Annotated in this window: 18 protein-coding genes and 1 pseudogene; 8 read left to right on the forward strand and 11 right to left on the reverse strand. The window is 67.7% G+C overall.

Annotated features, from left to right (window positions below; all coding sequences use genetic code 11):
* Positions 1–8 precede the first annotated feature (8 nt).
* The 3 genes from IU459_RS38290 to IU459_RS01005 all read right to left on the reverse strand — a co-directional run bounded on the left by IU459_RS38290 (position 9) and on the right by IU459_RS01005 (position 7,750).
* Positions 9–2,084 carry a fatty acyl-AMP ligase gene (locus IU459_RS38290; protein ID WP_324198692.1) on the reverse strand — a complete coding sequence of 692 codons (2,076 nt, stop codon included), beginning with the start codon at positions 2,082–2,084 and terminating at the stop codon, positions 9–11.
* A gap of 273 nt (positions 2,085–2,357) precedes the next feature.
* Entirely contained in the window at positions 2,358–7,457 is a 5,100-nt protein-coding gene (locus IU459_RS01000; protein WP_195127510.1) for a type I polyketide synthase, read from the reverse strand.
* Entirely contained in the window at positions 7,454–7,750 is a 297-nt protein-coding gene (locus IU459_RS01005; protein WP_195127511.1) for an acyl carrier protein, read from the reverse strand. Before IU459_RS01005 ends, IU459_RS01000 begins: the two co-directional genes overlap by 4 nt.
* Positions 7,751–7,902: 152 nt before the next feature.
* Between IU459_RS01005 and IU459_RS01010 the strand changes: the two genes are divergently transcribed.
* Positions 7,903–8,874, forward strand: coding sequence for an MBL fold metallo-hydrolase (locus tag IU459_RS01010; protein WP_324198693.1), 972 nt, complete (start codon positions 7,903–7,905; stop codon positions 8,872–8,874).
* A gap of 162 nt (positions 8,875–9,036) precedes the next feature.
* Here the strand turns inward: IU459_RS01010 and IU459_RS01015 are convergent, their stop codons facing one another.
* On the reverse strand, positions 9,037–10,011 hold the full coding sequence (locus IU459_RS01015) for an NAD(P)H-dependent flavin oxidoreductase (RefSeq protein WP_195127512.1): 975 nt from the start codon (positions 10,009–10,011) through the stop codon (positions 9,037–9,039).
* A 327-nt stretch (positions 10,012–10,338) separates the two neighbouring features.
* On the opposite strand from IU459_RS01015, the gene fadD5 reads away from it, so the two are divergent.
* Positions 10,339–11,910: a fatty-acid--CoA ligase FadD5 gene (fadD5, locus tag IU459_RS01020; RefSeq protein WP_195127513.1), complete on the forward strand. Its 1,572-nt coding sequence runs from the start codon at positions 10,339–10,341 to the stop codon at positions 11,908–11,910.
* 66 nt (positions 11,911–11,976) lie between these two features.
* A complete protein-coding gene (locus tag IU459_RS01025) occupies positions 11,977–12,579 on the forward strand; it encodes a cysteine hydrolase (RefSeq protein WP_195127514.1) in 603 nt (200 codons plus the stop codon).
* A 30-nt stretch (positions 12,580–12,609) separates the two neighbouring features.
* Here the strand turns inward: IU459_RS01025 and IU459_RS01030 are convergent, their stop codons facing one another.
* The 3 genes from IU459_RS01030 to IU459_RS01040 form a co-directional block, all read right to left on the reverse strand.
* Entirely contained in the window at positions 12,610–12,846 is a 237-nt protein-coding gene (locus tag IU459_RS01030; RefSeq protein ID WP_195127515.1) for a hypothetical protein, read from the reverse strand.
* Between the two features lie 70 nt (positions 12,847–12,916).
* Positions 12,917–13,417, reverse strand: coding sequence for a hypothetical protein (locus IU459_RS01035; protein ID WP_195127516.1), 501 nt, complete (start codon positions 13,415–13,417; stop codon positions 12,917–12,919).
* Positions 13,418–13,687: 270 nt separating this feature from the next.
* Complete coding sequence (locus IU459_RS01040; protein ID WP_195127517.1) at positions 13,688–13,978, reverse strand: hypothetical protein; 291 nt, start codon at positions 13,976–13,978, stop codon at positions 13,688–13,690.
* A gap of 158 nt (positions 13,979–14,136) precedes the next feature.
* Between IU459_RS01040 and IU459_RS01045 the strand changes: the two genes are divergently transcribed.
* From IU459_RS01045 to IU459_RS01055, 3 genes are all read left to right on the forward strand, one after another.
* Positions 14,137–14,991 (forward strand): DUF5753 domain-containing protein, encoded by an 855-nt coding sequence (locus IU459_RS01045; protein ID WP_195127518.1) that lies wholly within the window; start codon positions 14,137–14,139, stop codon positions 14,989–14,991.
* Positions 14,992–14,996: 5 nt separating this feature from the next.
* Positions 14,997–15,332, forward strand: coding sequence for a DUF397 domain-containing protein (locus IU459_RS01050; protein WP_195127519.1), 336 nt, complete (start codon positions 14,997–14,999; stop codon positions 15,330–15,332).
* A 97-nt stretch (positions 15,333–15,429) separates the two neighbouring features.
* Positions 15,430–15,948, forward strand: a complete 519-nt coding sequence (locus tag IU459_RS01055; protein WP_195127520.1) for a DUF6630 family protein — start codon at positions 15,430–15,432, stop codon at positions 15,946–15,948.
* On the opposite strand, the gene IU459_RS01060 is transcribed toward IU459_RS01055, so the two are convergent.
* The 3 genes from IU459_RS01060 to IU459_RS01070 form a co-directional block, all read right to left on the reverse strand.
* Positions 15,852–16,544, reverse strand: coding sequence for a hypothetical protein (locus IU459_RS01060; RefSeq protein ID WP_195127521.1), 693 nt, complete (start codon positions 16,542–16,544; stop codon positions 15,852–15,854). The genes IU459_RS01055 and IU459_RS01060 overlap by 97 nt on opposite strands.
* 248 nt (positions 16,545–16,792) lie before the next feature.
* Positions 16,793–17,020: a hypothetical protein gene (locus IU459_RS01065; protein ID WP_195127522.1), complete on the reverse strand. Its 228-nt coding sequence runs from the start codon at positions 17,018–17,020 to the stop codon at positions 16,793–16,795.
* 1,012 nt (positions 17,021–18,032) lie between these two features.
* Positions 18,033–18,653 carry a TetR/AcrR family transcriptional regulator gene (locus IU459_RS01070; RefSeq protein ID WP_324198694.1) on the reverse strand — a complete coding sequence of 207 codons (621 nt, stop codon included), beginning with the start codon at positions 18,651–18,653 and terminating at the stop codon, positions 18,033–18,035.
* A gap of 98 nt (positions 18,654–18,751) precedes the next feature.
* Between IU459_RS01070 and IU459_RS01075 the strand changes: the two genes are divergently transcribed.
* The gene (locus IU459_RS01075) at positions 18,752–19,438 is read left to right on the forward strand and encodes a class I SAM-dependent methyltransferase (protein ID WP_195127524.1); all 687 of its coding nucleotides are present in this window, start codon (positions 18,752–18,754) and stop codon (positions 19,436–19,438) included.
* Here IU459_RS01075 and IU459_RS01080 read toward each other — a convergent pair.
* Entirely contained in the window at positions 19,435–21,756 is a 2,322-nt protein-coding gene (locus IU459_RS01080; RefSeq protein ID WP_195127781.1) for a lysylphosphatidylglycerol synthase transmembrane domain-containing protein, read from the reverse strand. The genes IU459_RS01075 and IU459_RS01080 overlap by 4 nt on opposite strands.
* 377 nt (positions 21,757–22,133) lie before the next feature.
* On the opposite strand from IU459_RS01080, the pseudogene IU459_RS01085 reads away from it, so the two are divergent.
* A pseudogene (locus IU459_RS01085) lies at positions 22,134–22,439 on the forward strand (hypothetical protein); the annotation flags it as partial.
* Between the last annotated feature and the right edge of the window lie 20 nt (positions 22,440–22,459).

The following is a 22,459-nucleotide window of genomic DNA, read 5'->3' on the forward strand; positions in this document are numbered from 1 at the left end:
GGTGTTTCTCAGATCATCGCGAGTGGGCGCAGGTGGCCTGCGACGTAGCGAGCCCTGCACTCCCCCCGTCGCAGCTTTCCGCTGCTGGTCTTGGGAATCCGCCCCGGCTCGACGAGCATCACCGCGGCGGGCATCACCTCGTGTGTGGACGCGACCGCGGATCGGATACGACGGGCCAGCGCGGAGAGTTCGGCGGGTTCGGCCGCGCCGATGGTGACGAGTTCGGCGACCACGACCAGGTCTTCCCGACGCCCGTCATCATGCCCGAACGCCGTCACATGGCCCGGCCGGATATCCGGAGAGCACGCTTCGACGGTCGTCTCGATGTCGGTGGGATAGTGATTGCGTCCGTCGACCACGATGACGTCTTTGCGGCGTCCGGCGATGTAGAGCTGGCCCTCATGCTGGAAGCCGAGGTCGCCGGTGCGCAGCCAGCGAACGTCGTCGCCGGCCAGCGTGGCGCCGAAGGTCTCCTCGGTGGCGTCGGGCCTGCCGAAATAGCCGTCGCACACGTTGGTTCCGGCCACCCAGATCTCGCCGACGCGCCCCGGTGGCAGCATCACCCCGGAGACGGGATCGACCACCCGTACCGCCTGGCCCGCCGGTGCGCCGCAGCCGACGAGCGGCGTGCCGTTCTGTGACTCCCGCGCGCCATCGGTCAGCGCGACCGCGCGACCTTCGGCGAGCGCGGCGCGCTCGAAGTGGTGCCACACCGGTTCCGTCCGTGAATCACAGACGGTGACCGTGAGCGTGGCCTCGGCAAGGCCGAAGCCGGGTGTGTGCGCATAGTGGCGGAAGCCGTACGGGGCGAACGTCTTGGTGAATTCGTCCAGCGCGTCGGCGCGGACCGGCTCGGAGCCGTTGAGCAAGACGTCCAGCCCGGACAGGTCCAGACCGGTCCGCTCCTGCGGCGTCGTACCCGACACCGCGAGCGTCAACGCGAAATTGGGGCATCCCGTGATGCCTGCGCGGTAGTCGGCGATCGCGCGCAGCCACCGGATGGGCCGCTTCACGAACTCCGCAGGCGCCAGGGTGACGCCGTGCACGCCGAGCCAGAGCGGCAGCGCCAGCCCCAGGATCAGCCCCATGTCGTGAAAGAACGGTAGCCACGTCACGATGGGCCGACCCCTGGACGCGGGCAGAGCATCCCGCAACTGCGCCAGCGCCGCGGCCAGATTCTCATGCGTGACCCGAACACCGGCAGGTGACTTGGTCGACCCGGAGGTGTACTGCAGATACGCGAGCTCGCCGCGCACCGGGTCGACGACGGGTGAATCCGCCTCCGTCGCAGCAGGTATCCGCGCTGATGCGTCCGGCCTGGATGCAGGCGGGCTCAGCAGCCGAGTGGTTGGCATGGCCAGACGCCCTGCCGTCGAGATCGGCGGAGCGGCTGGACCCGTGCTCAGTCTGTCCGACTGCGTCGTCGGCGCCAGCGGATCCGCCGCTGGCTTAGGTCGGCGGGCGCCAGGCTCGCCCGCACGCGACCCCGGCACGGCCGATTCGGTTACCGACGTCGGTGGCTGTGCGGTCGAGTACGCCACTGGTGCCCAGAAACGCGCGGCCGTGTTCGTAGTCGCCGGAGCAGGGGGCGTGGTCGAAGTCAGCGGACTCGCGGCTGGCGGAACCGCGATCGGCGCGGACGGTTCCGGCGGCACGGTGAGGACGCGCCCCAGCGCTGATCCGAGGGTTGCGGCGGTGATCTCGTCGTGGGCGGAGAGCAGGGTCAGGGTGGGGCGGGCGTCGGCGAGGATCGCGTGCAAGCGGTCTCGGTTGCGCGTGCCGCCCGCAGGGAAGAGCGGTACCGCTATGCGATTGCTGTACAGGCAGGCGAGAAAGGCGACCGTGTAGTCGATTCCATGGACGCACAGAACGGCGACCCGGTCGCCGGGCGCGCTCTCCCGCCGCAGTCGTGCGGCGAGCGCTCCCGCCGCGGCGTGCAGGCCCGCATAGGTCACCGTGACGGGCACGCGTTCTTGCAGGCGGAAGCGCAGTTCGGTGTAGGCGGGTTCGTCCGGCCGGGTAGCCGCCCAGTGGGCCACCTGGGCCGCGAGGATATTGCCCGGCGTGTGGTCACTCGCGGTCACGACGCCTCGTTGGCTCAACGTGATGGGTACGCGTTCTTTGCATGCGGTAGCGCAGTTCGGTGTAGGCGGGTTCGTCCGGCCGGGTAGCCGCCCAGTGGGCCATCTTGGCCGCGAGGATAGTTGCCGGGCGGAGGGCTCGTTGGTTCGACGTGACGGGCAAGCGTTTTGCATGCGGTTGCGCAGTTCGGTAAGTGGGCTCGTCCGGTTCGATGGCCGCCCAGTGGGCTACCTCAACCGTGAGGATATTGCCTGGCATGTGAATGCGCGCCGTCACTATGCCTCGCTGGCGTTCGCCGCGACCCGGTCCAGCAGGGCGGCGCCGAGTGCGGTGATGGTGGGGTGTTTGAACAGCTCCGCGGTCGCGATCCGGACACGCAGCCGGGTTTCCAGATTGCGGCGCATCTCGATCGCGAGCAGAGAAGTGAGCCCGAGGTCGTTGAAGTCGGCGGCGGGGTCGATGTGCTCGGCGGGCAGGCCGAGTGTGCTCGCCAGCACGCGGCGGATGGTGGTGGGCAGTGGCTCGGCGGATTCCGATGGCGTGAGCAGGTACTCCGGTGCGCTGTCTCGGTTGGGTGCCGAATCGACGACCGGCACAAGCAGGTCAGCCAGGCGCCCGGCTACCGGTGAGGTGTCGGCGGTCGGGGTGTAGTCCAGTGCGAGCAGATACGGGCCTTCGTAGCGGAGGGCTCGGGAGAGCACGGCGCTGCCTCGGTGCACGTCGAACGTCCCGACGCCTGCGCGCCGCAAGTGACTCGCCCCGCCGGCCGCAGCGGCGAGCCCGGAGTCCCACAGGCCCCAGCCGATGCTGAGAATCCGCCGGCCCGGGTCGCGCGAGGCCAGGGCGTCCATGGCCGCGTTCGCCGCGGCGTAGGCGGCTTGGCCGGGTGCGCCGAGTGCGCCGGTCGCCGAGGAGAACAGCAGGACGAAGTCGGTCGCGTCGGTTGCGGTGAGCTCGATCAGATTGCTCGCCGCGGTGGCTTTGGCGGCGCACATCCTGGCCAGCTGACTCGCCGTGACCGCTTCGAACGCGGCGTTCTCCAGCGCACCGGCGGCGTGCACGACACCGCGAATGGCCGCCCCCCAGGCCCGGATGTCGCTGAGCGCGTTCGCCAGCTCGTCTCGGTCGGCCGCATCGCAGCGCACCACGACGATGCGGTCCTCCAAGCCGTCGAGCAGCGCGGGCACCGGGCGGGGTGCGCGCGTCAGCACCACCACGTCTCGTGCGCCCGCGTCGAGCAGCCAGCGGACGGCGACCGAGCCGAGCGTCCCCAGCCCGCCGGTGACGACATAGGTTCCGTTCGTGTCGATACCCGCGATCGGCAGCGCCCGCTCTCGCGCGGGCGTGAATCGCCGGACCGCGACCTCACCCGCGGACAGGCGCAGCTCGTCGGGCAGGTCGGCAGCGGTCACGACCCGGCTGAGCAGCGGCACGCTGTTGGGGTCGGTATCGGCCCACACCAGGCGCACTGTCCGGCCCGACTCGAGCTGCAGGGAGCGCACCAGGCCCGCGATCGCCGCGGGCCCGACCGCGGAACGGATGGCGGGTTCGTCGTGCCGCCAGGGGCCGGAATCGTGTCGCGGCAGCACGACTGTCATGGACGCGGTGGAGTCGTCGGCGGAGATCTCTTGCAGCAGATCGAGAACCCGCCCGAGCGACGCGATGCCTGCCTGCGCATCGCTCGCGCCGCCGTCCGCGGGACAGACCACCACCACAGCGGTGCGGCCGTCACCGCGCCCGGTGAGGACGGCCGTCACGAGCGGACCCGCGTCGTCCGGTTCGCGTGCGACTCGTTCAGTCGGCAAGCCGGCATCCAGTGCCCTGGCGAGCCGGACCGCGAGCTCGGAGGCGCCCACCACTACCGCGCGCCGCCCGAACGCTTCGGCCGCGGGCGCGTCGCCGAGGCCGAGCGACACCGGATCGCGCGATATCCACGCCTCTTGACGAAACGGCGCGTCCTGTTCGGCGCGTGGCGTTCGCCGTGCGTCGATCCCGTCCGCGTCACCGGGCTCGACGTAGCGAATATGCACGCCGGAGAAGGCGAGACAGGGCACGCCGTGCTGGTCGGTCGCGATGACGTCGCCCACCAGACCGTTGTCGGTTCGCTCCCGGATCAGCGCGTGCACCTCGAGCACATGGCGATCCGGTTCGTTCGACAGCCAGGCGGAGTCCATGCCGATCGGCAACGGAATCGACGCGGCGGGCAGCTCGTCGAACAGTGCCGCGGCGAGCACTTGCAGGCACCCGTCCAGCGTTGCGGTGCGGTGCAATTCGGCGGCGTCGAACAGGCCGAGCGCCCGCCCGGTGCCCGCCGCGATGCCGCGCAGTGCACGGAAGCGCGGTCCGTACTCCAGTTGCCTGCGGCGCAATTCCTCGTAGAACGTGCCGGTGGCGATGACCCGCATGTGGTGGCGGGCGGCCCGGTTTGCGTCGACCACCCGCATCCATGCGACGATATCCGCGGGTGTGGGGTCACCGGCGGGCCGGGCCGAAGCCAGCGTCTCGGTGCCAGTGACCTCCGCCCGCACGCTTTCCTCGGCTCCCGGTCCGCGATAGACGACTTCGGGCAGCGTTCTCGAATCGGTTCTCTCGTGCACTACGAAGTCGGCGAGCCGGGTTGTCCCGGCCGTCGTTCGGGCCAGGTGCAGCAGCCTGCGCAGCCAGAACACGGCGGGCACCGCGCTGTCGCCCTGCACCACGTGATCGGTGAGATCCTCGGTGCGGAAGGCGGATTCGGGGGTGTGCCCGTTCGCCGGTCCCGACACCATGAGCGGGAACCTCCGCTTGCGCCACTGTCGAGGCAATGTTTCGCCGAACGGACCGAGCACCGACCAGTCGACCGGCCGCCCCTCCAGGTACAGCCGCGCCAGACCGGCGAGGAACCCGGCCGCCTCGTCCTCGCGCAGCGCCACCGGATGCGTGCCCTCGCGGAACTCCGGGTACTCCCGCACGGCGGAAGCGAGCACGGGATGCGGGCCGATCTCCAGCACGGTCGAGATGCCTTCCTCTGCGGCGCGTTCCATCGCCGCCGCCAACTCCACGGTGCCCGCGGCATTCTCGGCCCAGTAGCTTCGGTCCATGGCGGCTGTGGTGATCTTCGCGCCGCGCCTAGCCGTCGAGTACACCGGTATCTGCGGCGTCAGCGGAGTGATCTCGCTCAGCGCCGCGACAAACGCCGGGAGCACGGCGGTGACCTGCGGGCCGTGGGCGGCGAAGTCGACGGCAAGCCGACGCGCGAACATGTTGCGGCGGGTGGCTCGGCGCACCAGCGTGTCGATATATCGCGGGGTGCCGGACACCACTACTGATCTGGGGCCGTTGACCGCGGCGATGCCCACCTCGCGGTGCATCGGCTCGACCAGTTTCGCCGCGTCGTCCGGAGCCGCCTCCAGCACCGCCATCGCACCGTGGCCGTCCAGGTGGGCCAGGGTCGCGCTGCGCAGCACGACGATGCGCGCCGCGTCCGCCAGGGACAGCGCGCCGCTGACCGTGGCGGCGGCGATCTCGCCGAGGCTGTGCCCGGCCACCGCGTCGGGCCGAATGCCGAAGCCCGCCAACAGCTGCACCGCTGCCACTTGGAATGCGAACAGCGCGGGCTGCACCAGTTCGGTGGCGTGCGCGTCATCGGTGGCAGCGAACGTGAAACCGTGCCGCGGCGTCCAGATTCGCGGTCCACCCGCCGCCACGATCGCGTCGGTCGCTTCGGCGAGCGCGGTGGCGAAGACCGGATATCGCGCCGCCAGCGCACGACCCATTTTCGGATGCTGGCCACCTTGACCGGAGAACAACAAGAGCAGGCCGCCCGGACGGCGGTTCCGGACGGGGCCGAGCATTGCGTCGGCGTCGCCGCGGCCGAAGGCGCGCAGCCGGTGCACCGCGTCCGGGTGGTCGTGCGCCAGGACGGCGGCTCGCGTCGACTCGGGAAGCAATCGGGCCGTGGCCGCGGCGAACTCGCCCAGCGGCGGGCGAGCGTGATCCAGTTCGTCGGCCAGCCGCAGTGCGTGCTCGCGCAGCTCCACGTCATCGCGGGCGGTCAGCGGCAGCAGTACCGGGAATTGATCGCTCCGGGCGTGCTGTGGTGCGGCGACCCCGCGCACCGCGATGTGCGCGTTCGTGCCACCGAATCCGAACGAGCTGACGCCCGCCATGCGCTCCGGTGCGGGTACGTGACTCCAGTCCACCGGCTCGGCCGGCACACGCAGGCCGCGCTCGGCCAGGTGCAGCAACGGGTGTTCGGTGCGCAGGTTGATCGTCGGCGCGATCACGCCGTGATGGATGGACAGGGCGGCCTTCACCAGCCCGGTGACTCCGGCTGCGGCTTCCAGATGTCCGATATTGGACTTCACCGAGCCGATCCAGATCGGATCGTCGGTGTCGACGCACGACCGTTCGCTCGATCGCTGAGTGCCATCGCCGAGCGCGGCGGCCAGCGCGCTGATCTCCACGGCATCGCCCAAAGGCGTTCCACTGCCATGACATTCGATGTAACCAGCGCTGCGCAGCGTGCTACCGGCGCGCGACCACGCGGTGCGCAGTGTCTCCTGCTGCGCGCGGCCGTTCGGTGCGTAGAGGCCGTTGGAGCGCCCGTCCGATCCGACGGCCGTCCCGATGATCTCCGCGTACACCCGGTTGCCCTCGCTCAGCGCGTCCGCGGTCCGTTGCAGGACGACCACCGCGCAGCCGTCGCCGCGGGCATAGCCGTCGGCGGCGGCGTCGAACGGCGCCGTTCGCCCGCCTGGCGACAGGAAACCGCTCTCGGCCAGGTAGTTCGACGTGTGCTCCAACAGCACCAGATTGACGCCGCCGACGACGGCGAACGGGACCGTGCCGTCGGCGAGCAACCGGACCGCGAAATCCACCGCGGCGAGCGAGGACGAACACGCGCTGTCGAGCACCAGACTCGGTCCGTGCAGATCGAGCACGTACGACAACCGGTTGGCGATGATGCTGAGCGCCGACCCGGTCACCGCGTATGGGGCGTCGTGGCCTTCCCGGCCGAGCACCGCTATACCGTGGTCGTACCCGGACGCGCCGAACACCACTGCGGCGTCGGATCCGCGGACGCGATAACCGATTCCGGCGTCATCGAGCGCCTCCACCGCGACCTCCAGCGCGAGCCGCTGCTGCGGGTCCATGACGGCGGCTTCCCGCTCGGAGATGGCGAACCAGTCGTTGTCGAACGACTCGACATCGCCGAGGTAGCCGCCGCGCCGGGCGCCCAGGCGACCGGCGGGCGGTGTGGACGTGGCATCCCGGCCGTCGAGTAACAGTCGCCAGAATTCGGCGGCGCCGGCCGCTCCGGGCAGTCGGCAGCCGATGCCGATGATGGCGACGGGTGTTTGCGAGCCGTTCGAGTCCGTAGGCGCGGTGCTCATCGCATCGCGAGATACTCGACAAGCTGCTCGATGTCTGGATGGTCGTAGATCGCGGTCAGCGGAACCTCGACTCCCATAGCGTCTTCGAGATGGGCGGTCAGCCTCGCAAGCTGGGTGGAACTGAGGCCGAGATCGGTAAAGGGCGAGCTGGTCGACACCGTGGCGGCGTCGACCCCTAGTAGGTCCGCAACGGCCGTGACGGCGGCACAAGTCAACGCGGTGCGCCGGCCATAGCCGAGCGAACCGTCGTTCCCCTGCGCACCACTGTGCCCGTCCGGAAGACTGGGCGGCATCGCGTCCTCCCTCCCCGTCTCCCGGCTGCTGCAACCTACCCACAGAGAACGGTACCCACGCGATTATGCCGCAGAAATCGGCCGGAGCAAGGTCGCATTTCCGCTGCCTGCCCAGCCTTTCGCGAACCACGGCGATCACTTACGGTGGCATGGTGACCGAACCGGACAGCGGTGCTGCCACCCGTGCCGAGCGCACGCCGATCCTGCCCACTCTGCTGCGCTGCTGTGCCGCGCTGGCGGCGACGCCCGGCCGCCTACTGCGCCCGCGCCGCCCCGACACCGCACTGCTGGCGAACCTCGACGTGCGGCCGCTGCCCACGGCGAGCGCCGCGGTGCGGCTCACCGTGCTCACGCAGGCCACCATGTCGGCGCCCACCACCATCGTTGCCGAAGGCGTGCGCAGCCTGCGGGAGATGACGCTGTCGATGGCGGCGTTCCTGGTCGAGCATCCGAAGGCGCGGTTCCTGGTCGATCCGGCCCTGTGCGCGGGCGTGCACGACCGGGTGCTGCCCGAGTTGCCTTTCCCGGTCCCGCTGCTCGTCGCGCCGGACAAACCGGTGCTCGGTCTGTCCGACGCACTCGCCGCGCACGACATCGCGGGTTCCGACATCGACTTCGTGCTGCCCACCCACCTGCACTGGGACCACGTCTCCGGCCTGCTGGAATTGCCGTCTGCGGTCGAGGTCCGGCTGCCCGCGGTCGAATACGACTGGGCGATGGGCGGTCCGCACGCCCCGGCCGGTGTGGCGCGGGGGCCACTGCGCGGTCGTAACTTCGACCGGTTCGAATTGGACGGACCACCGGTGCTCACGTTCCCGCGCAGCAAAGACCTGTTCGGCGACGGTTCGGTACTGCTGGTCGATCTCGCGGGCCATACGCCGGGCAGCATCGGCGTGCTGCTCGCGGTGGACGACGGCAGCCGGGTGCTGTTCGCGGGCGATGCCGTCTGGAGCAAGCTGCAAGTCGATCTGCTGCGGGAGAAGGCGCCGATGCCGGGCAAACTCTTCGACTCCGACCGCGACGCCGCCTTCACCACGATCCACCGCCTGCACGCGCTGCCCGACGACATCGAACTCATCGCCAGCCACGATTACGAGGCCGTCACCGCCCGCGCCAGCAGGTAATCCGGTCAGCCGACGACGGTTGGGCGACATCGGGTTATGGCGGCTATGAGCCCGACCGCCCGCGCGGCCGACGAACCCGGTCAGCCGATGACGACGGCCCGGCGGGTTCGAGTCCGTGGCCAGTCACGACTGCGAGCCTGACCCTGTGGCCGACGAACCCGGTCAGCCGACGACGGTTTCGGCGAGGCGGGCGGTGATCAGCTCCTCGGCCTCGGTGACCATCCGGCCGATCAGTTCGGCGCAGGTCGGGATGTCGTGGATCAGGCCCTGGCACAGGCCGACCGACCAGATGCCCGCGTCCAGGTCGCCCTCCTCGAAGACCCGCCGACCGCGCGCGCCCGCGACCAGATCGCGCACGTCGTCGAAAGTGCCGCCCGATTTTTCGATTTCGACGACCTTGCGGCTGATCTCGTTGTCCGCCACGCGAGCGGTGTTGCGCATGGTGCGGAAGATGAGCTGGGTTTCGCGCTCGGAGTTGGCGACGATCCGCTCCTTGACCTTCTGATCGATCGATGACTCCTGCGTGCACAGGAATCGGGTACCCATATTGACGCCGTCCGCGCCCAGTGCGAGCGCCGCGACCAGGCCGCGGGCGTCGGCGATGCCGCCGGAGGCGATCATCGGAATGCTCAGTTCCCGGGCCGCGGCGGGGATGAGCACCAAACCGGGGACGTCGTCCTCACCGGGATGGCCCGCGCATTCGAAGCCGTCGATGCTCACTCCGTCCACGCCGATCCGCTCCGCCTTCAGCGCATGCCGGACGCTGGTGCACTTGTGCAGCACCTTGATGCCCGCGTCCTTGTAGTAGGGCAGGAACGGTTCCGGATTGCTGCCCGCCGTTTCGACGATTTTCACGCCGCTGTCGATGATCGCCTGAACGTATTCCGCGTACGGCGGCGGATTGATCGACGGCAGGATGGTGACGTTCACGCCGAAGGGCTTGTCGGTCAGCTCCCTGGTCCGGGCGATCTCGCGGCGCAGGTCGTCGGGGGTCGGCTGGGTCAGTGCCGTGATGAAGCCGAGCCCGCCCGCGTTGGCGACCGCCGCGACGAGTTCGGCGCGCCCGACCCACATCATGCCGCCCTGCACGATCGGATGCTCCACCCCGAATTTCTCGGTGAACCTGGTCCGCAGCATTGCGCTTCTCCTCTGTCTCGCGCGGGCGTGCCGGTCCGCCCGTTGGCGTCGATGGTGACATGAGGATCGCCTCGTGTTCAACTCATAAGTGAGCCGCGGTTCGCATAGTTTGCCCTGTCTCTCGGGGCCGCCACCATGCTTGGATGCGACCCGATTGTGCCTGAACAACGAGGTCGACGCCAATAATTGGAGGCAAGGTACAAATCTCGACCGCTTAACAACGATTCATCCAGCAGCCACTTGTCTGGCAATTAAGTTAGTTGCTATTCTGCTCCCGATTCAGCCCGTCGCCGCCGGACATCCGGCGGTCCGAGAGGAGTTCGTGGCATGACCACCGGGGCAGCAGCGCTCGCCGAGCCGTTCAGGTCGCGGCGTAACCACTGGAACAACCAGATCGCCGTGCATGCGCAAATGCGCCCGGACGCGGTCGCGGTGCGGTTCCGTGGCGTGGACACCACGTGGCGCCAATTGCACGAGCGGTCACTGAAATTCGCCGACGGGCTGGCGCGCCGGGGAGTCGGATTCGGCGATCGGGTGCTGATCCTCGCGCTGAACTACCCCGAATACCTCGAAGCCGTCTTCGGCATCAACGCGCTCGGCGCGATCGCGGTCCCGGTCAACTTCCGGCTCACACCGCCCGAAGTCGCCTACATCGTCAGCGATAGCGGCGCCAAGGCGGTGGTCACCGATACCGTGCTGCAACCGCTGGCCGCCGCGGTGCGGGCGCAGGCTCCCGCCCTGGAAACCTGCGTGGTGATCGGCGGTGCGTCCGGCGAGGGCGTGGTCGGCTTCGGCGACCTGCTCGCCGAACTCGGCGAACCGCATACCCCGCTGGACATCCCCGAAGACACCCCCAGCCTGATCATGTACACCTCGGGCACCACGGGCAGCCCCAAGGGCGCGGTGCTGACCCACGCGAACATGAACGCCCAAGCGCTGACCTGCATCCGGGCGCTCGCGCTGGAACCGGATTCGATCGGATTCTGCACCTCGCCGCTGTTCCACATCGCCGGACTCGGCAGTCTGGCACCGGCTTTCCTGCTCGGAGCCAAGACGGTGCTGCACCCGCTCGGCGCTTTCGACGCCGGGGAGTTCCTCGACGCTCTGGAGCGCGAGCAGGCCACCTCCGCCTTCTGCGTGCCCGCGCAGTGGCAGCTGGTCTGCGACCACCCGACCGTGAAGGAGCGCGAACTCGCGCTCGAGGTGTTGAGCTGGGGCGCCGCGCCCGCGTCGGACACGGTGCTGCGCGCGATGGCCGAGTGCTTCCCGAATGCGTTCAACGTCGCGGTGTTCGGACAGACGGAGATGTCGCCGATCACGTGCGTGCTGGAGGGCAAGGACGCGATCCGCAAGATCGGCTCGGTGGGCAAGCCCATCCCGACCATTCAGGCACGCATCGTCGACGACGAGATGAACGACGTCGCGCCCGGCGAGGTGGGGGAAATCGTCTACCGCGGTCCCACCCTCATGCAGGGCTACTGGAACAAGCCCGAAGCCACCGCGGAGGCATTCGCGGGCGGCTGGTTCCACTCCGGCGATCTGGTCCGCCAGGACGACGAGGGCTTCGTCTACGTGGTGGACCGCAAGAAGGACATGATCATTTCCGGCGGCGAGAACATCTACTGCGCCGAGGTGGAGAACGTCTTGTTCGCGCACCCGAAGATCCGGGAGGCGGCGGTGGTGGGCCGCGCGCACGAGAAGTGGGGTGAGGTGCCGGTCGCGGTGGTCGCCCTGCACAACCCGGACGACGAGCTGACGCTGGCCGAGCTCGAGCCGTTCCTCAACGAGAACCTGGCTCGCTACAAGCACCCCACAGACCTGGTGCTGGTGCCCGAGCTGCCGCGCAACGCCAGCGGCAAGGTCGTGAAAGTCCAGTTGCGCAAGGACTATTCGTCCTGAACTCGAGGAGCGCACGTTTCACGTGAATCGGCGCGGCGGATGGGCGTCGATGCGTAAGGTCTTCCCATGGCGATCCGACGCATCCGCGCCGCCGTGTTGGCGCTGCACTGGCAAGTGAATGTCATCCGGCCGGAAGGGTTCTTCGGTCCGATGTTGGCCGCGCCGGTGGCCGCCAGCGGTGTGGTGCCTCGTGCGACGGACTTCCACGCGGCGGCGCTCGCGCTGGAGGTGCCGGTGGTCTTCACCAGGTTCACCATCCCGGTTGGCGAGGGCGAGCTCGTGCGCAACACCGGCTTCATGCGCTCGGTCGGCGCGGCGCAAACCGAATTCCGCCCCGATGCCGCCGGCACCGCGATCATTCCGGAGATGGAGGCGCAGCCCACCGACGTGTTCGACAATCAGAAGCTGTCCGGGCTCGCGGGCAGCAAGCTTCCGGAGTGGTTGGCGGATCAAGGCATCGGGACGCTCTTCGTCACCGGGGTGGCAACCAACCTGACCGTCGAGCAGACCGCGCGGCACGGCACCGACCTGGGGTTCACCGTGCACCCGGTGTCCGACTGCGTGGCTGCTGGTAGTCCGGAAGCGCACGATGCCGCGCTGGCCAACCTCGAACTCGTCACGGCTGGGTGCCTGACCGCCGCGCAGGCGCTGGAACTGGTCGGCGGCTGACCGGGGCCTGCGCCTGGGCCGTTCATCGAGTTACCCAGCGACTTTGGTCAGCTCAGGCGGAGAAACCCGCAAGGCGAACGTCCCGGGCGGCATTGGGATGACGACTCCCGCTTCGACGAGCACTCGCACCACCTCCGGCGGCAACGGCCGACGCGGCGGTGCGAGCTCGCGGTCCACTCGACGCTCGAGCGCCCACGTGGCCCCGAAGTAACAACCCATTTGTACGAGGACGGCGAGAGCCGTGCACGCGAGGATCACGATGCTCATCGCCGTGTCACCTCGGCCGGGTCGAGAATGTGCCGTCGCTGCGGTGTGGTTGTGTGTGCGTGTGTCGGCATCACCGCACCCCGCTCATCTGGGTGAGGACGTGCCGGACACCCTCGATGAAGTCTCCGAAATGCGGCATCTCCCCCGGTACCGGCGGGTCGATCCAGACGTGGCGCGGGTCGCCAGGGGTCGGAAGGCGCACCCGCATGCCGAGGTAGGCGCTCACTCGGTGCACCACCAGAATCGGGTCGTTGCTGATTCCACGGATCAGTTGGACGTCCTCCGGCGCGGCGGCGGACAGGAACTGCCAGCGACGCGATCGCCCGCAGACGCATCCGGTATCGGCGTGGGAGATGGCCGGTGCGCGCATGTCCAACTGCAACAGACTGTTGCGCATGACGCGTCCGATCGCGGCGGGCATGCCGGCTACCCGCACTCCGGTATCGAGTCCGGCTTCGAGCCACAGTGCCCCGAGGTCGGGGTCGACGGTCGATCGGAGTCCGAACTCACGCTCGTAGAGATCGCGGCGCTGCCAGGCGGCCTGGATCGCGACGAATCTGGTTGTGCCCATAGGAACTCACAATTCAATCGTTGGAAGTCGGTTCGGCCGTCGTTCACCACGAAGACCGTCAGACCTGGGGAGTGGCTGCGCCCCCAGGCATCGAGAAAGTCATGCGCCGCCGTCTCGCACGCACAGCGGTCGATGACCAGGTCGCCTGTCGCCCCAACGTAGACGAAGCGGAGATGCACATCCCGCTCACCCGGCCTGGGACTTCCGTTTGGCGACAACGCAATTCACCCCGCGCGCCATTCCAGCGCGATCGCCACGGGGAGCTCCGCCTCAACCCCGCCCGAATAGCCGGGGCCTGCACGGCCGCGCCCGCGGACAGTCCCACGGCGGTTGCTGAAGCGCCATGCCGACCGTCTCCAACGCGGTGAGCCCAACCTGAACAGCCAGATCGCTCACCACAGAGGCCACTTCGGCGGCCTTCATCGCGGCCGTCGCCTGGTCGATGGTCAGCGTGCGCCCGGGTAGATACGAGACGACCCAGCACCCGCCGCCGACGCATTTCGCCTGATGCTCGGTCTGATCGCTGATCATCAGCGAGTTGCGGACAACTCTGACCGCCATGATCGCCCCTATCCCCTTGAGCCAGCACCTAATTGAGCGCCTGCTTAGCTGCTAGGTAGAGTACGTCACTTAGATTAAGTGGACAACCTAATCGCAAGGGTTGGTCGTAGTTCTCTGCTGTACGGTGATGGCGGCCTTATCGAAGGGGAAGGATCGAGATGGCACGGACGTCTCCGACCGTCGCTGGGTGGGAACTGATGCTCCGCATCCGAGAGCAGAGCAAGGCGCTCGGCGTGAAGGCGACAACGATCCAGAAGGCCTTGGACATCAGCTCCGCGTACTGGTCGCAAGTCGCCAACTACCGCGGTGTCCTTACGGAGAGCAAGCTGGAGATCCTCCTCGACCTGCTGGAGTTCGAGCCGGACGAGAAGGAGGAGTTGGTCGCACTCCGCAAGATCGCGAAGGGGCGCGGTTGGTGGAACGAGTACTCAGCACTGTTCAGCGACGAACTCGCCCGCTTCTTCGGGTTGGAGGACGGTGCGCGAAGCATACGCAGCGTCGAGAGCGGCGTGATTCCAGGACTGCTGCAGACCGAGGACTACATCCGCGCCCTGCTGTCATCGCCACTCTCAACAGGTCGGCCAACCGAGATCGGACAGCGTGTGCGGGCGCGCTTGCAGCGGCAATGCCGCCTCGACGGACCTGACCCGCTTCAGCTGTCGGTGATCATCGGCCAAGCGGCGCTGATGCAGGAGATCGGCGGCCCGCAGGTTCAGCGAGATCAACTCCGGCACCTTCTCGGGCTGGCCGACCAGTATGCGGACACTCTTGACCTGCGCGTTCAGTCATTCAGTGGTGCGAGTCTGAACGCATCGACCTTCCAGCTCCTAGACTTCGAGAGCCCTCGACTGCCGACGTTGGGCTGGCTGGAGTCCACCATCTTCCTCGAGGTCGTGCATGATCCCAAGCGCATCGAAACGCTCGACTTCTTGTACAGCAGAGTGGAACAGATCGCGCTCGATCGAGATGAATCACTTCGTCTGATTGATCAGATTGCAAGTCAGATAAGGTAGTTACTGTGAGCACGCGGTGGTTCAAATCGACGTTCAGCGGCGAAGCGGGGGCATGCGTCGAAATCTCCCACCGGCGAGATACCGTGCTCATCCGCGACAGCAAGTACACCGGCCCCGCAGCCGAGCAGCCGATCGTTTCCGTTCCACCCGCGATCTGGCCCGCCTTCCTGGACCTCGCCCTGAGCGCGAACTCCGGCACCCTGGACGATGGCGTGGCGATCTCCCTCCACCAGGATGGCGGAGCCGCGATCTCCGCCCAAGGCGTCACCCTCCTCTGCAACGCCGACGAATGGGACGCCTTCACCAAAGGCGTCGCCGACGGCCAGTTCGACCGCCGCTGACCTGAGCTGGACGAAACGCCGTCAGGCGTTCGTGAATTCGCGCGGACCGCGTGCCTGGCTCCAGCGGTAGGTCGGTGGGCACCGCTACGCTCGCGCCATGGATCAGAACGAGTCCGCGGAGCAGGCGCAGATCGAGAACGAAATCGCGCAGTCGATGCGGGTCGCGGAATTGCTTGCGCCTGACGAGCCGGAGGTTGTCCGGACTTGCCGGGAGGCTATCGAAGATCGGCAACGACTCCAGTGGTCCGGGGGCAGTCCATGGCACGTGCTGCTCGGTGAGTTGGGCGAGCAATCGGTTCTGGCGTATTTCGACTGGAAGGACGATCCCGAGCAGCTGCGGTCAGGACTCGAAGCGTTGAGTTCCTATCCCGCGCTGTCGTGGGATTGGGCAGACGAGTTCCTGGCCGAGAGCGACGGCTGGCACAGCGGCGAAATCGCCGCCGTATTCCTAGAGCAAGTGGGGGAAGAAACCCTGGGCATGGGTGTGGCCACGGTTTCACTCGACACCGACGGCGACGCCTACGCCGTCGGCTTCATCCCCGTCGCGCGCGTGGAGGAACTGCTCGCTGTCGCACCGGACATGATCAGCATCGTGCGCGAAGGTGTATTGGATTGACGGCGGTTCTTGCGTAAATGAATCCACTGAGCGACGGCAGCCACAGCAGAAAGCAGTGAGATCGAGCCGGCAAGAATCGCATACCAGGTGAGGCTGGCGGTGACGTAGGAAACCGAACGAAACCCTGGCGCCGGATAGTTGTCGTGGCCCTTTGCCCATCGGATCAGCAATCCGATCTGCGTGCCCGGATCTCGGGCCGTCCCGTACGAAACCACGCGCGTCAGTTCGTCGCCTTTGCTATTGAGGTAGAGCGCGGTGGCGATCGTGAAAACCGCGACGAAGACCGTGGCGACGGTCGCCATGTACGTGAGCGCCTTGGTGCGGACCACGCTATTGACCGCCACACTGCACACGGCAACGCCGATCGCGACGCTGGTGAGGATGCCCCACGTCCCGCTGGCCTTCGGATTGGGTACCGATGACTGCGCCCAGAGGTCTACCCAGAAGGTGGTTACATGGAGTCGGCCGAAGCCGTTCGCATGGATTGCGCCGTCGGTCCCGCCCGTGTTGGTGGTCAGCCATGGCTGGAACAGCAGAACAAATGTGATGATGCAGCCGATCGCCGCTAACAGATAACCCCAATTTCCGTCGAGCACAGCCCGCAGCCGCTTTCCTACGAGGGCTGCCCGGAGTCGTGTGTCATCCCATCGACGGCGCGACGCCTCACCTGCTGGGTCGGTCTGCTCATGTCGAGCATCTCTGATCTGCCAGGGGGTAGGGCGCATGATTCCCGAGCCTATTAGTTCGGCTGTATGGGGTCCGTCAAGGAATCAGCCCTTATGCAGCAAGGATTCGTCAAAAACAAAATTGCCCCACCTCGCGTGAGGTGGGGCAATTTGGGTGATTACTGGCCGGTGCCAGTTCCCGTGCCGGTGCCGGTGCCCGGCGCCGCGCTACCGGTGCTGAGCAGCTTGGCGAGTTCGACCACCACCTTCGACGAGCCGGTTTCGACGGGGGTGCCGCCACCGTTGCCCGTGCCGGTCCCCGTATCGGCCGCCGCCATGCCGGCGCCGGCCGCAACGATCCCGGCCGCCACTGCGCATGCCACACCGAACGTACGAATCTTCTTCATTGAGAAGTGCTTTCCCCTCTTGCGAACCCTCCCGCTGGGTGCGGTCGTCGACCGGACCCAGTTGGTCGGAGGCTGTTATCCACCTCCGTTCAGAGTCCTATCACGCGCCGTTAACGCCGATCCAGCGTGACGTGTGCGCGGAGCTGGTGCGGCGAATAGCCTCAACGTAACGGCGATTTCATTTCGAGCACTCGAAAGTATGTATCGCACGCCGGAGGCCAATGCCCTGCAATTCGGGGCATGCGGGTCTGCGGTTGCACTCCCGCAGTTGTTTCCGAATGGCACTACACCTGCATAGAAGTGCAGGGTCCAACTATCTTGCGCCCCGATGACCGCCCGCATCCAGCCCGGTGCCTCGGTCAGCCCGGCACATCGGCGAGACGGCATCCCTCCGCGGAAAGCGAGCACAGCGAATATCGTCACAGCAATCTTTTGGCGCGTGACGAGACAAGGCTCACAGTCGAGATTCTGTAACAGCGCGTATTCGCAATTGGATGTTGTCTGAATGGTTGCCGTTTGGACGCCCCACCCCCGATCGCTCGATGGATCGGGGGTGGGGCAATTGCGCCCGTGCCGCTCTACGCCGTCTGCGACCGCGGGATCGGAGCCCGCAGGAGACAGGGAGCGGCAGGGGCGGGTATGCGGCAAGCTCAGCCCGGCCCGATATACAAGGGGGACAGAAATTTTCGGGGGCGTGCCGCAGTTCGGGTAGCACTTGGGGACAGGGGTGACCCCACCCGGGTAAGGGCGGGCCGGGGTGGGGGTCGGACTCCAACGGCGTGTACAACCGCAAGAATGGTGTCGGGGAAACCTATCCGCCATCGGAGCTGGTCATTGTGCCGGATCGAGTCACGGTCTGAGACCGCCGACTGGGAGGCTGGAAACCCTTGGAACTCGAGGTGATTCGCGATGAAGGCGCAGCTCTGGCGCTGCAGATAGCTTCACGTAGGCGCGGCGATTTGTCAATCCCTGATCTAGAAAACAATCGAAAGTCGCAGGTAGGCGAGCTACTTCAGTGTTGCCGCGATGGGTCGGGAATGGCTGCGGAACCGCCGCGGACCCGGCTGCTCAAGCCGGGGCCGACCAACTCGACCAAGTGCTGGTACGCCTCGTCCGCCGAGAGCGGCGGATGCGGTTCCGCGATGGCGCCGAGCATGCCGACCACGCCCCAGGACAGGAATGTCACGGTGGTGGTGAATTCCTCCTCCGGCATCGCGAGCCGGTCGCCCAGCCGCTCGGCGAGGATCTGCCCGACCATCACCCTGGTCGTTCGCAGCAGTACGGTGCCGCTTTTGCGGCCGAGCAGGGCTCGATATACCTCGGGGTTGTCGGCGGCCAGCCTGAACAGGGTGCGCACCGGTGCGAGCGGTTCTTCGGCGTTGGTGTCCGTCTCGGCAGCCGCCACGGCGGCGTGCAGATAGTCGGTGCTGCTGCGCAGGAGCAGATCGTCTTTGTCGCGATAGTGCGCGTAGAACGTCGAACGCCCGACGTCGGCGCGGTCCAAGATGTCCCGGACGGTGATCCGGTCGTAGCCGCGTTCGAGCATGAGCTCGATCAGCGCTCGGTGCAGCAGATTCCTCGTGCGCCGGACCCGGCGATCCGCGCTGTCCGTGATGTCCTGCCGATCCGACACGATGCCTCCTGAACAAATCTTCCGTATGTGTCCGGTTGCGGATGGTTTCCGCCACATTGCCCCTGGTCGGCACGGCGACGTCCACTGATCCTGAACATATGACCGGAAACGAACCCAAGTCTGCCAAACCGCACCACGACGACGACATCGGCGTACTGCTCACCCAGCCACGCCGCTACCGGGCATTGAAGGCCGCGTTCCTGCTCGGCCGCGCGGGTCGCCTGAACGTGCGTCTAGCCGAGCTGGCCGGCCCGGCGTCTGGCGCCGATGTCGTCGATATCGGTTGTGGTCCAGGCGATTTCGCTCGCGTGCTGGCTCGCACCGCCGGTCAGGTCACGGGCGTGGATCCCTCGCCGCGGATGATCGACTACGCGACCACGCGCTCTCGCTCCCTGCCGAACTGCCGATTCGAACTCGGCACGGCGCAATCGCTTCTGCTGCCCGACGCATCCGCGGACCTGGTGACCTCGACTTTCGCCATGCACCACATCCCCGCGGCGCACCGCCCTGGCGCCCTCGAGCAGATGTTCCGGGTGTTGCGACCGGGCGGCAGGCTGTTGCTCGCCGACACCCAGCCGACCGGCCCGGTCCTTTCCGCGGCCGTGCGCGTCATGGCGCGATTCGCCGCGCACCGCACGCACGATGCCGCGCAGGACAACGGCGACCCCTTGGCGAGCATCGATATCCGCCGGTACCGAGACATGGTGCGCGCGAGCGGCTTCGAGGACGTGAAGTTCGTCGCGGTGCGGCCGGCGACCGGCGTACTGCTGGCCACCAAGCCTTAAATCAGGTCTCTCGCGGTCATCCACCGCATGGTTGCCCAGCCGCAGAACACCGGCAGCCAGCAGGTGAGCACGCGATACAGCAGCACCGAGGGCACCGCGATGTTCGCGGGCAGCCCGAACGCGGCCAGACCGCCGATCAGCGCGGCCTCGACCGCACCGACACCGCCCGGGGTCGGCGCGGCCGAGGCCAGCGTGCCGCCGATCATGGTGACGATGGTGACGGTGACGAACGTCGCGCCGCCGCCGAACGCCTCCACACTGGCCCACAATGCGCCCGCGAAACCGAGGATGATCGCCGCGCAGCCGAGGATTATGACCGCGGACCGCTTGGGGTCGCGGGCCAGATCGGCGAGTTCGCCGAGGACTTCCTGCAGTTGCGGCCGGACCGCGTTGTTCAGCCAGCGGCGCAGCTTCGGCACGAACATGAAGGTGCCGACGATACCCACGCCAACACCGGCGAGCAGATACAGCACTGTGGCGTCGGGGACGAAGTGCGAGAGATCCGCGGACGTGCCCGCCACGATGCTGAACGCCAGCAGCAGGCTGACGTGCGTGATCACCTGCACGGCCTGCTGTAGCGCCACCGCCGCGGTCGCACGAACCGCACCCATACCGCCCTTCTGCAGGAAGCGCACGCTCAGTGCGAGCCCGCCCACGCGCGCGGGGGTCGTCGTCGCGGCGAAGGTGTTCGCGATCTGCATGATCACCAGATTCCGGAAGCTCACCGCACGGGACGCACAGGCCCACAGCGCCGCCGCCGCGCCGATGTAGGTCAGCGCCGAGACCGCGAGCCCGAGCAGCGCCCACCACCAGTTCGCCGTTCGCAGCTGAGTGAAGAAGGTCGGCACCGCGCTGATGAACGGATACGCGACGTACACCAGCCCGATCAGCAGGACCAGCTGGATGATCTGGTTGCGCGAGAACCGGGTGATCTGCTCGGCTTCGATCCGGTCTTGCCCGGTCTGCCTGCGCACTTCCTCGCGCGCGCCGGTCAGCGCGTGTTTCCAGTCGGGGACCGACTTGCGAATCCCGGTGGGTATGGCCGACTTGGTCAACCGGCTCGCCGCGGCGAGCACCCGCGATTCGCCGAGCGCGCCGATGGCCGCGCGCACCGCGGGCTCCTTGCCGAAGACCGCGGTGGTGGTCACCAGCAATTGGGCGATATCCGACTGCAACTGCGCGTCCGACGCCCCGAATTCGGCACTGCCGAAGCCGCCGAAAGCTGTGGCTCCGTCCTCGACGCGGATGTCGGCAGGTCGCAGATCCCCGTGCGAGATCTGCTTCCGGTGCAGGATGTCGAGTGCCCGCCACAGACCGGGCAGCACCTCCTCGGCCGACTCGGTGATCGACTCGCCCCGCGGCTGCGTGTGCGCGAACAGCATCCAGCCACGGGAGAGCGCGGCGACCGCGACCGGCGTACAGCTGGCCAGCCCGAGGTCACCGACGGCGATCGCCATCAGCGCGCGATGCTCGACCGCGCGATGCATGGACCCGTGCATCGCCGCGGTTTCGCTGCTGCGGAAGGTGAGCCAGCGCCACAGCTGCCGCAGCGCGCCGAAGCTGCGCTGGTTCTTGCCGAACATCTCGACGACCAGCTCGCGCTCGGGCCCCTCTACGGCGGCGGCCAGCACCAGCGGCCCGCGACCGGCCGGATGCACCACGGTGAACCCGGTGACGGCGTGACCGCGCCTGGCGAGCACCCGGACGGCGGCGTCGAGCGGAACCTCGAGCGCGGGTGTGCCGACCACGAGCACGATCACCGCGCCGACCAGCCAGCCGACCGCGAGCCCGAACATCGCCCGCGCCGGGACCACGGTGCTGACCACCAGGTGGATCGGCGCGAAGGCGAGCAGCAGGAACCACAGCCAGCGACGCGCCCGGGTGGGCAGCCAGGGGCTGGAGACGGTGAGCATCGCGGCGATCATCGCGATCCAGCGGGGATCGTCCAGGAACTGGGACAGGAACGTGTCCAACCGGTCGGGCACCTGGAGGTGCCATTTCGGCGCGGACAGTCCGGTGCCGGTGATGGACAGCAGCAGTCCGGCGACCACTCCGGCCGCGGCATAGCCCGCCAGCAACTTCCACTGTCGGCCGATGATCAGCTCGATCAGGATCGCGAACGGCAGGGCGAGGATCGCCATGCCGTAGACCAGATACACCAGGTTCGACTGGGCGGGATTCAGGAAGTCGACGAGGGTGGATACCGAACTTTCCAGCGCCAGCCATTCCGGCCGGGTGATCAGCGACGCCGCGACGACGATCGCCACCCCCAGCATCGCGAGGACGACCCGGACGATGTCGCTCGTCCGCCGGCTCATCGGCTGCAGCAGGCTGCCGGTGACCGGGATTTCCCGCCCGCTCTTGCGCCCCTCCGAGTCTTCCGGCCGTACCAGCCGGGTGACGCGGGATTTGCGTTCAGGTGCTGCGTTGGGTGCCGCTCGGGTTCGGGGCGTACCCGACGAGTTACCCATGTGCTGTGCCGCCTCTCCGAGTCCTCCGGCCGTACCAGTCAGGTGGCGCAGGGTTTGCGTTCAGGTATCGGTTGTTACGTTCGCTGCACGATACTGCGCAGCAGACGTGGTGATGTTCGCGATATCCGCTGGTGTAGTGCGGCTCCGCCGCCCGCTGTGCCCTACATCACTCCAATCCGAGCTTGATCCTGACACTGGTGTCAAGTTCGAGCATGTGGGCATGGACCGGCCGCAGGCCCCGCGGCTGGATGGGTCCGGCACTCACCGGCCCGGAATTCGTGCGGATCGTCCGTGACCAAGTCGACCAGCTCTGCGCCGAGTCGGCCGACAGCGGCCGCGTCATGGCGCTCGCCTTGCACCCGTTCGTGATCGGTCAGGCATTCCGGATCAAATACCTGGACCAAGCGCTCGACTACGTGGCGACCCACCCCGGGGTGTGGCTGACGACCAGCGACGAGATCGCCGAGCACTACGCGGGCGCGTCGGCACTTGCCGAATCCGCGCGATCCGAAGACTATCGGGTCACATAGCCGATGCTCGGGAGGCGGGA

The sequence above is a fragment of the Nocardia amamiensis genome (assembly GCF_015477605.1).
Classification (GTDB): Bacteria; Actinomycetota; Actinomycetes; order Mycobacteriales; family Mycobacteriaceae; genus Nocardia; species Nocardia amamiensis_A.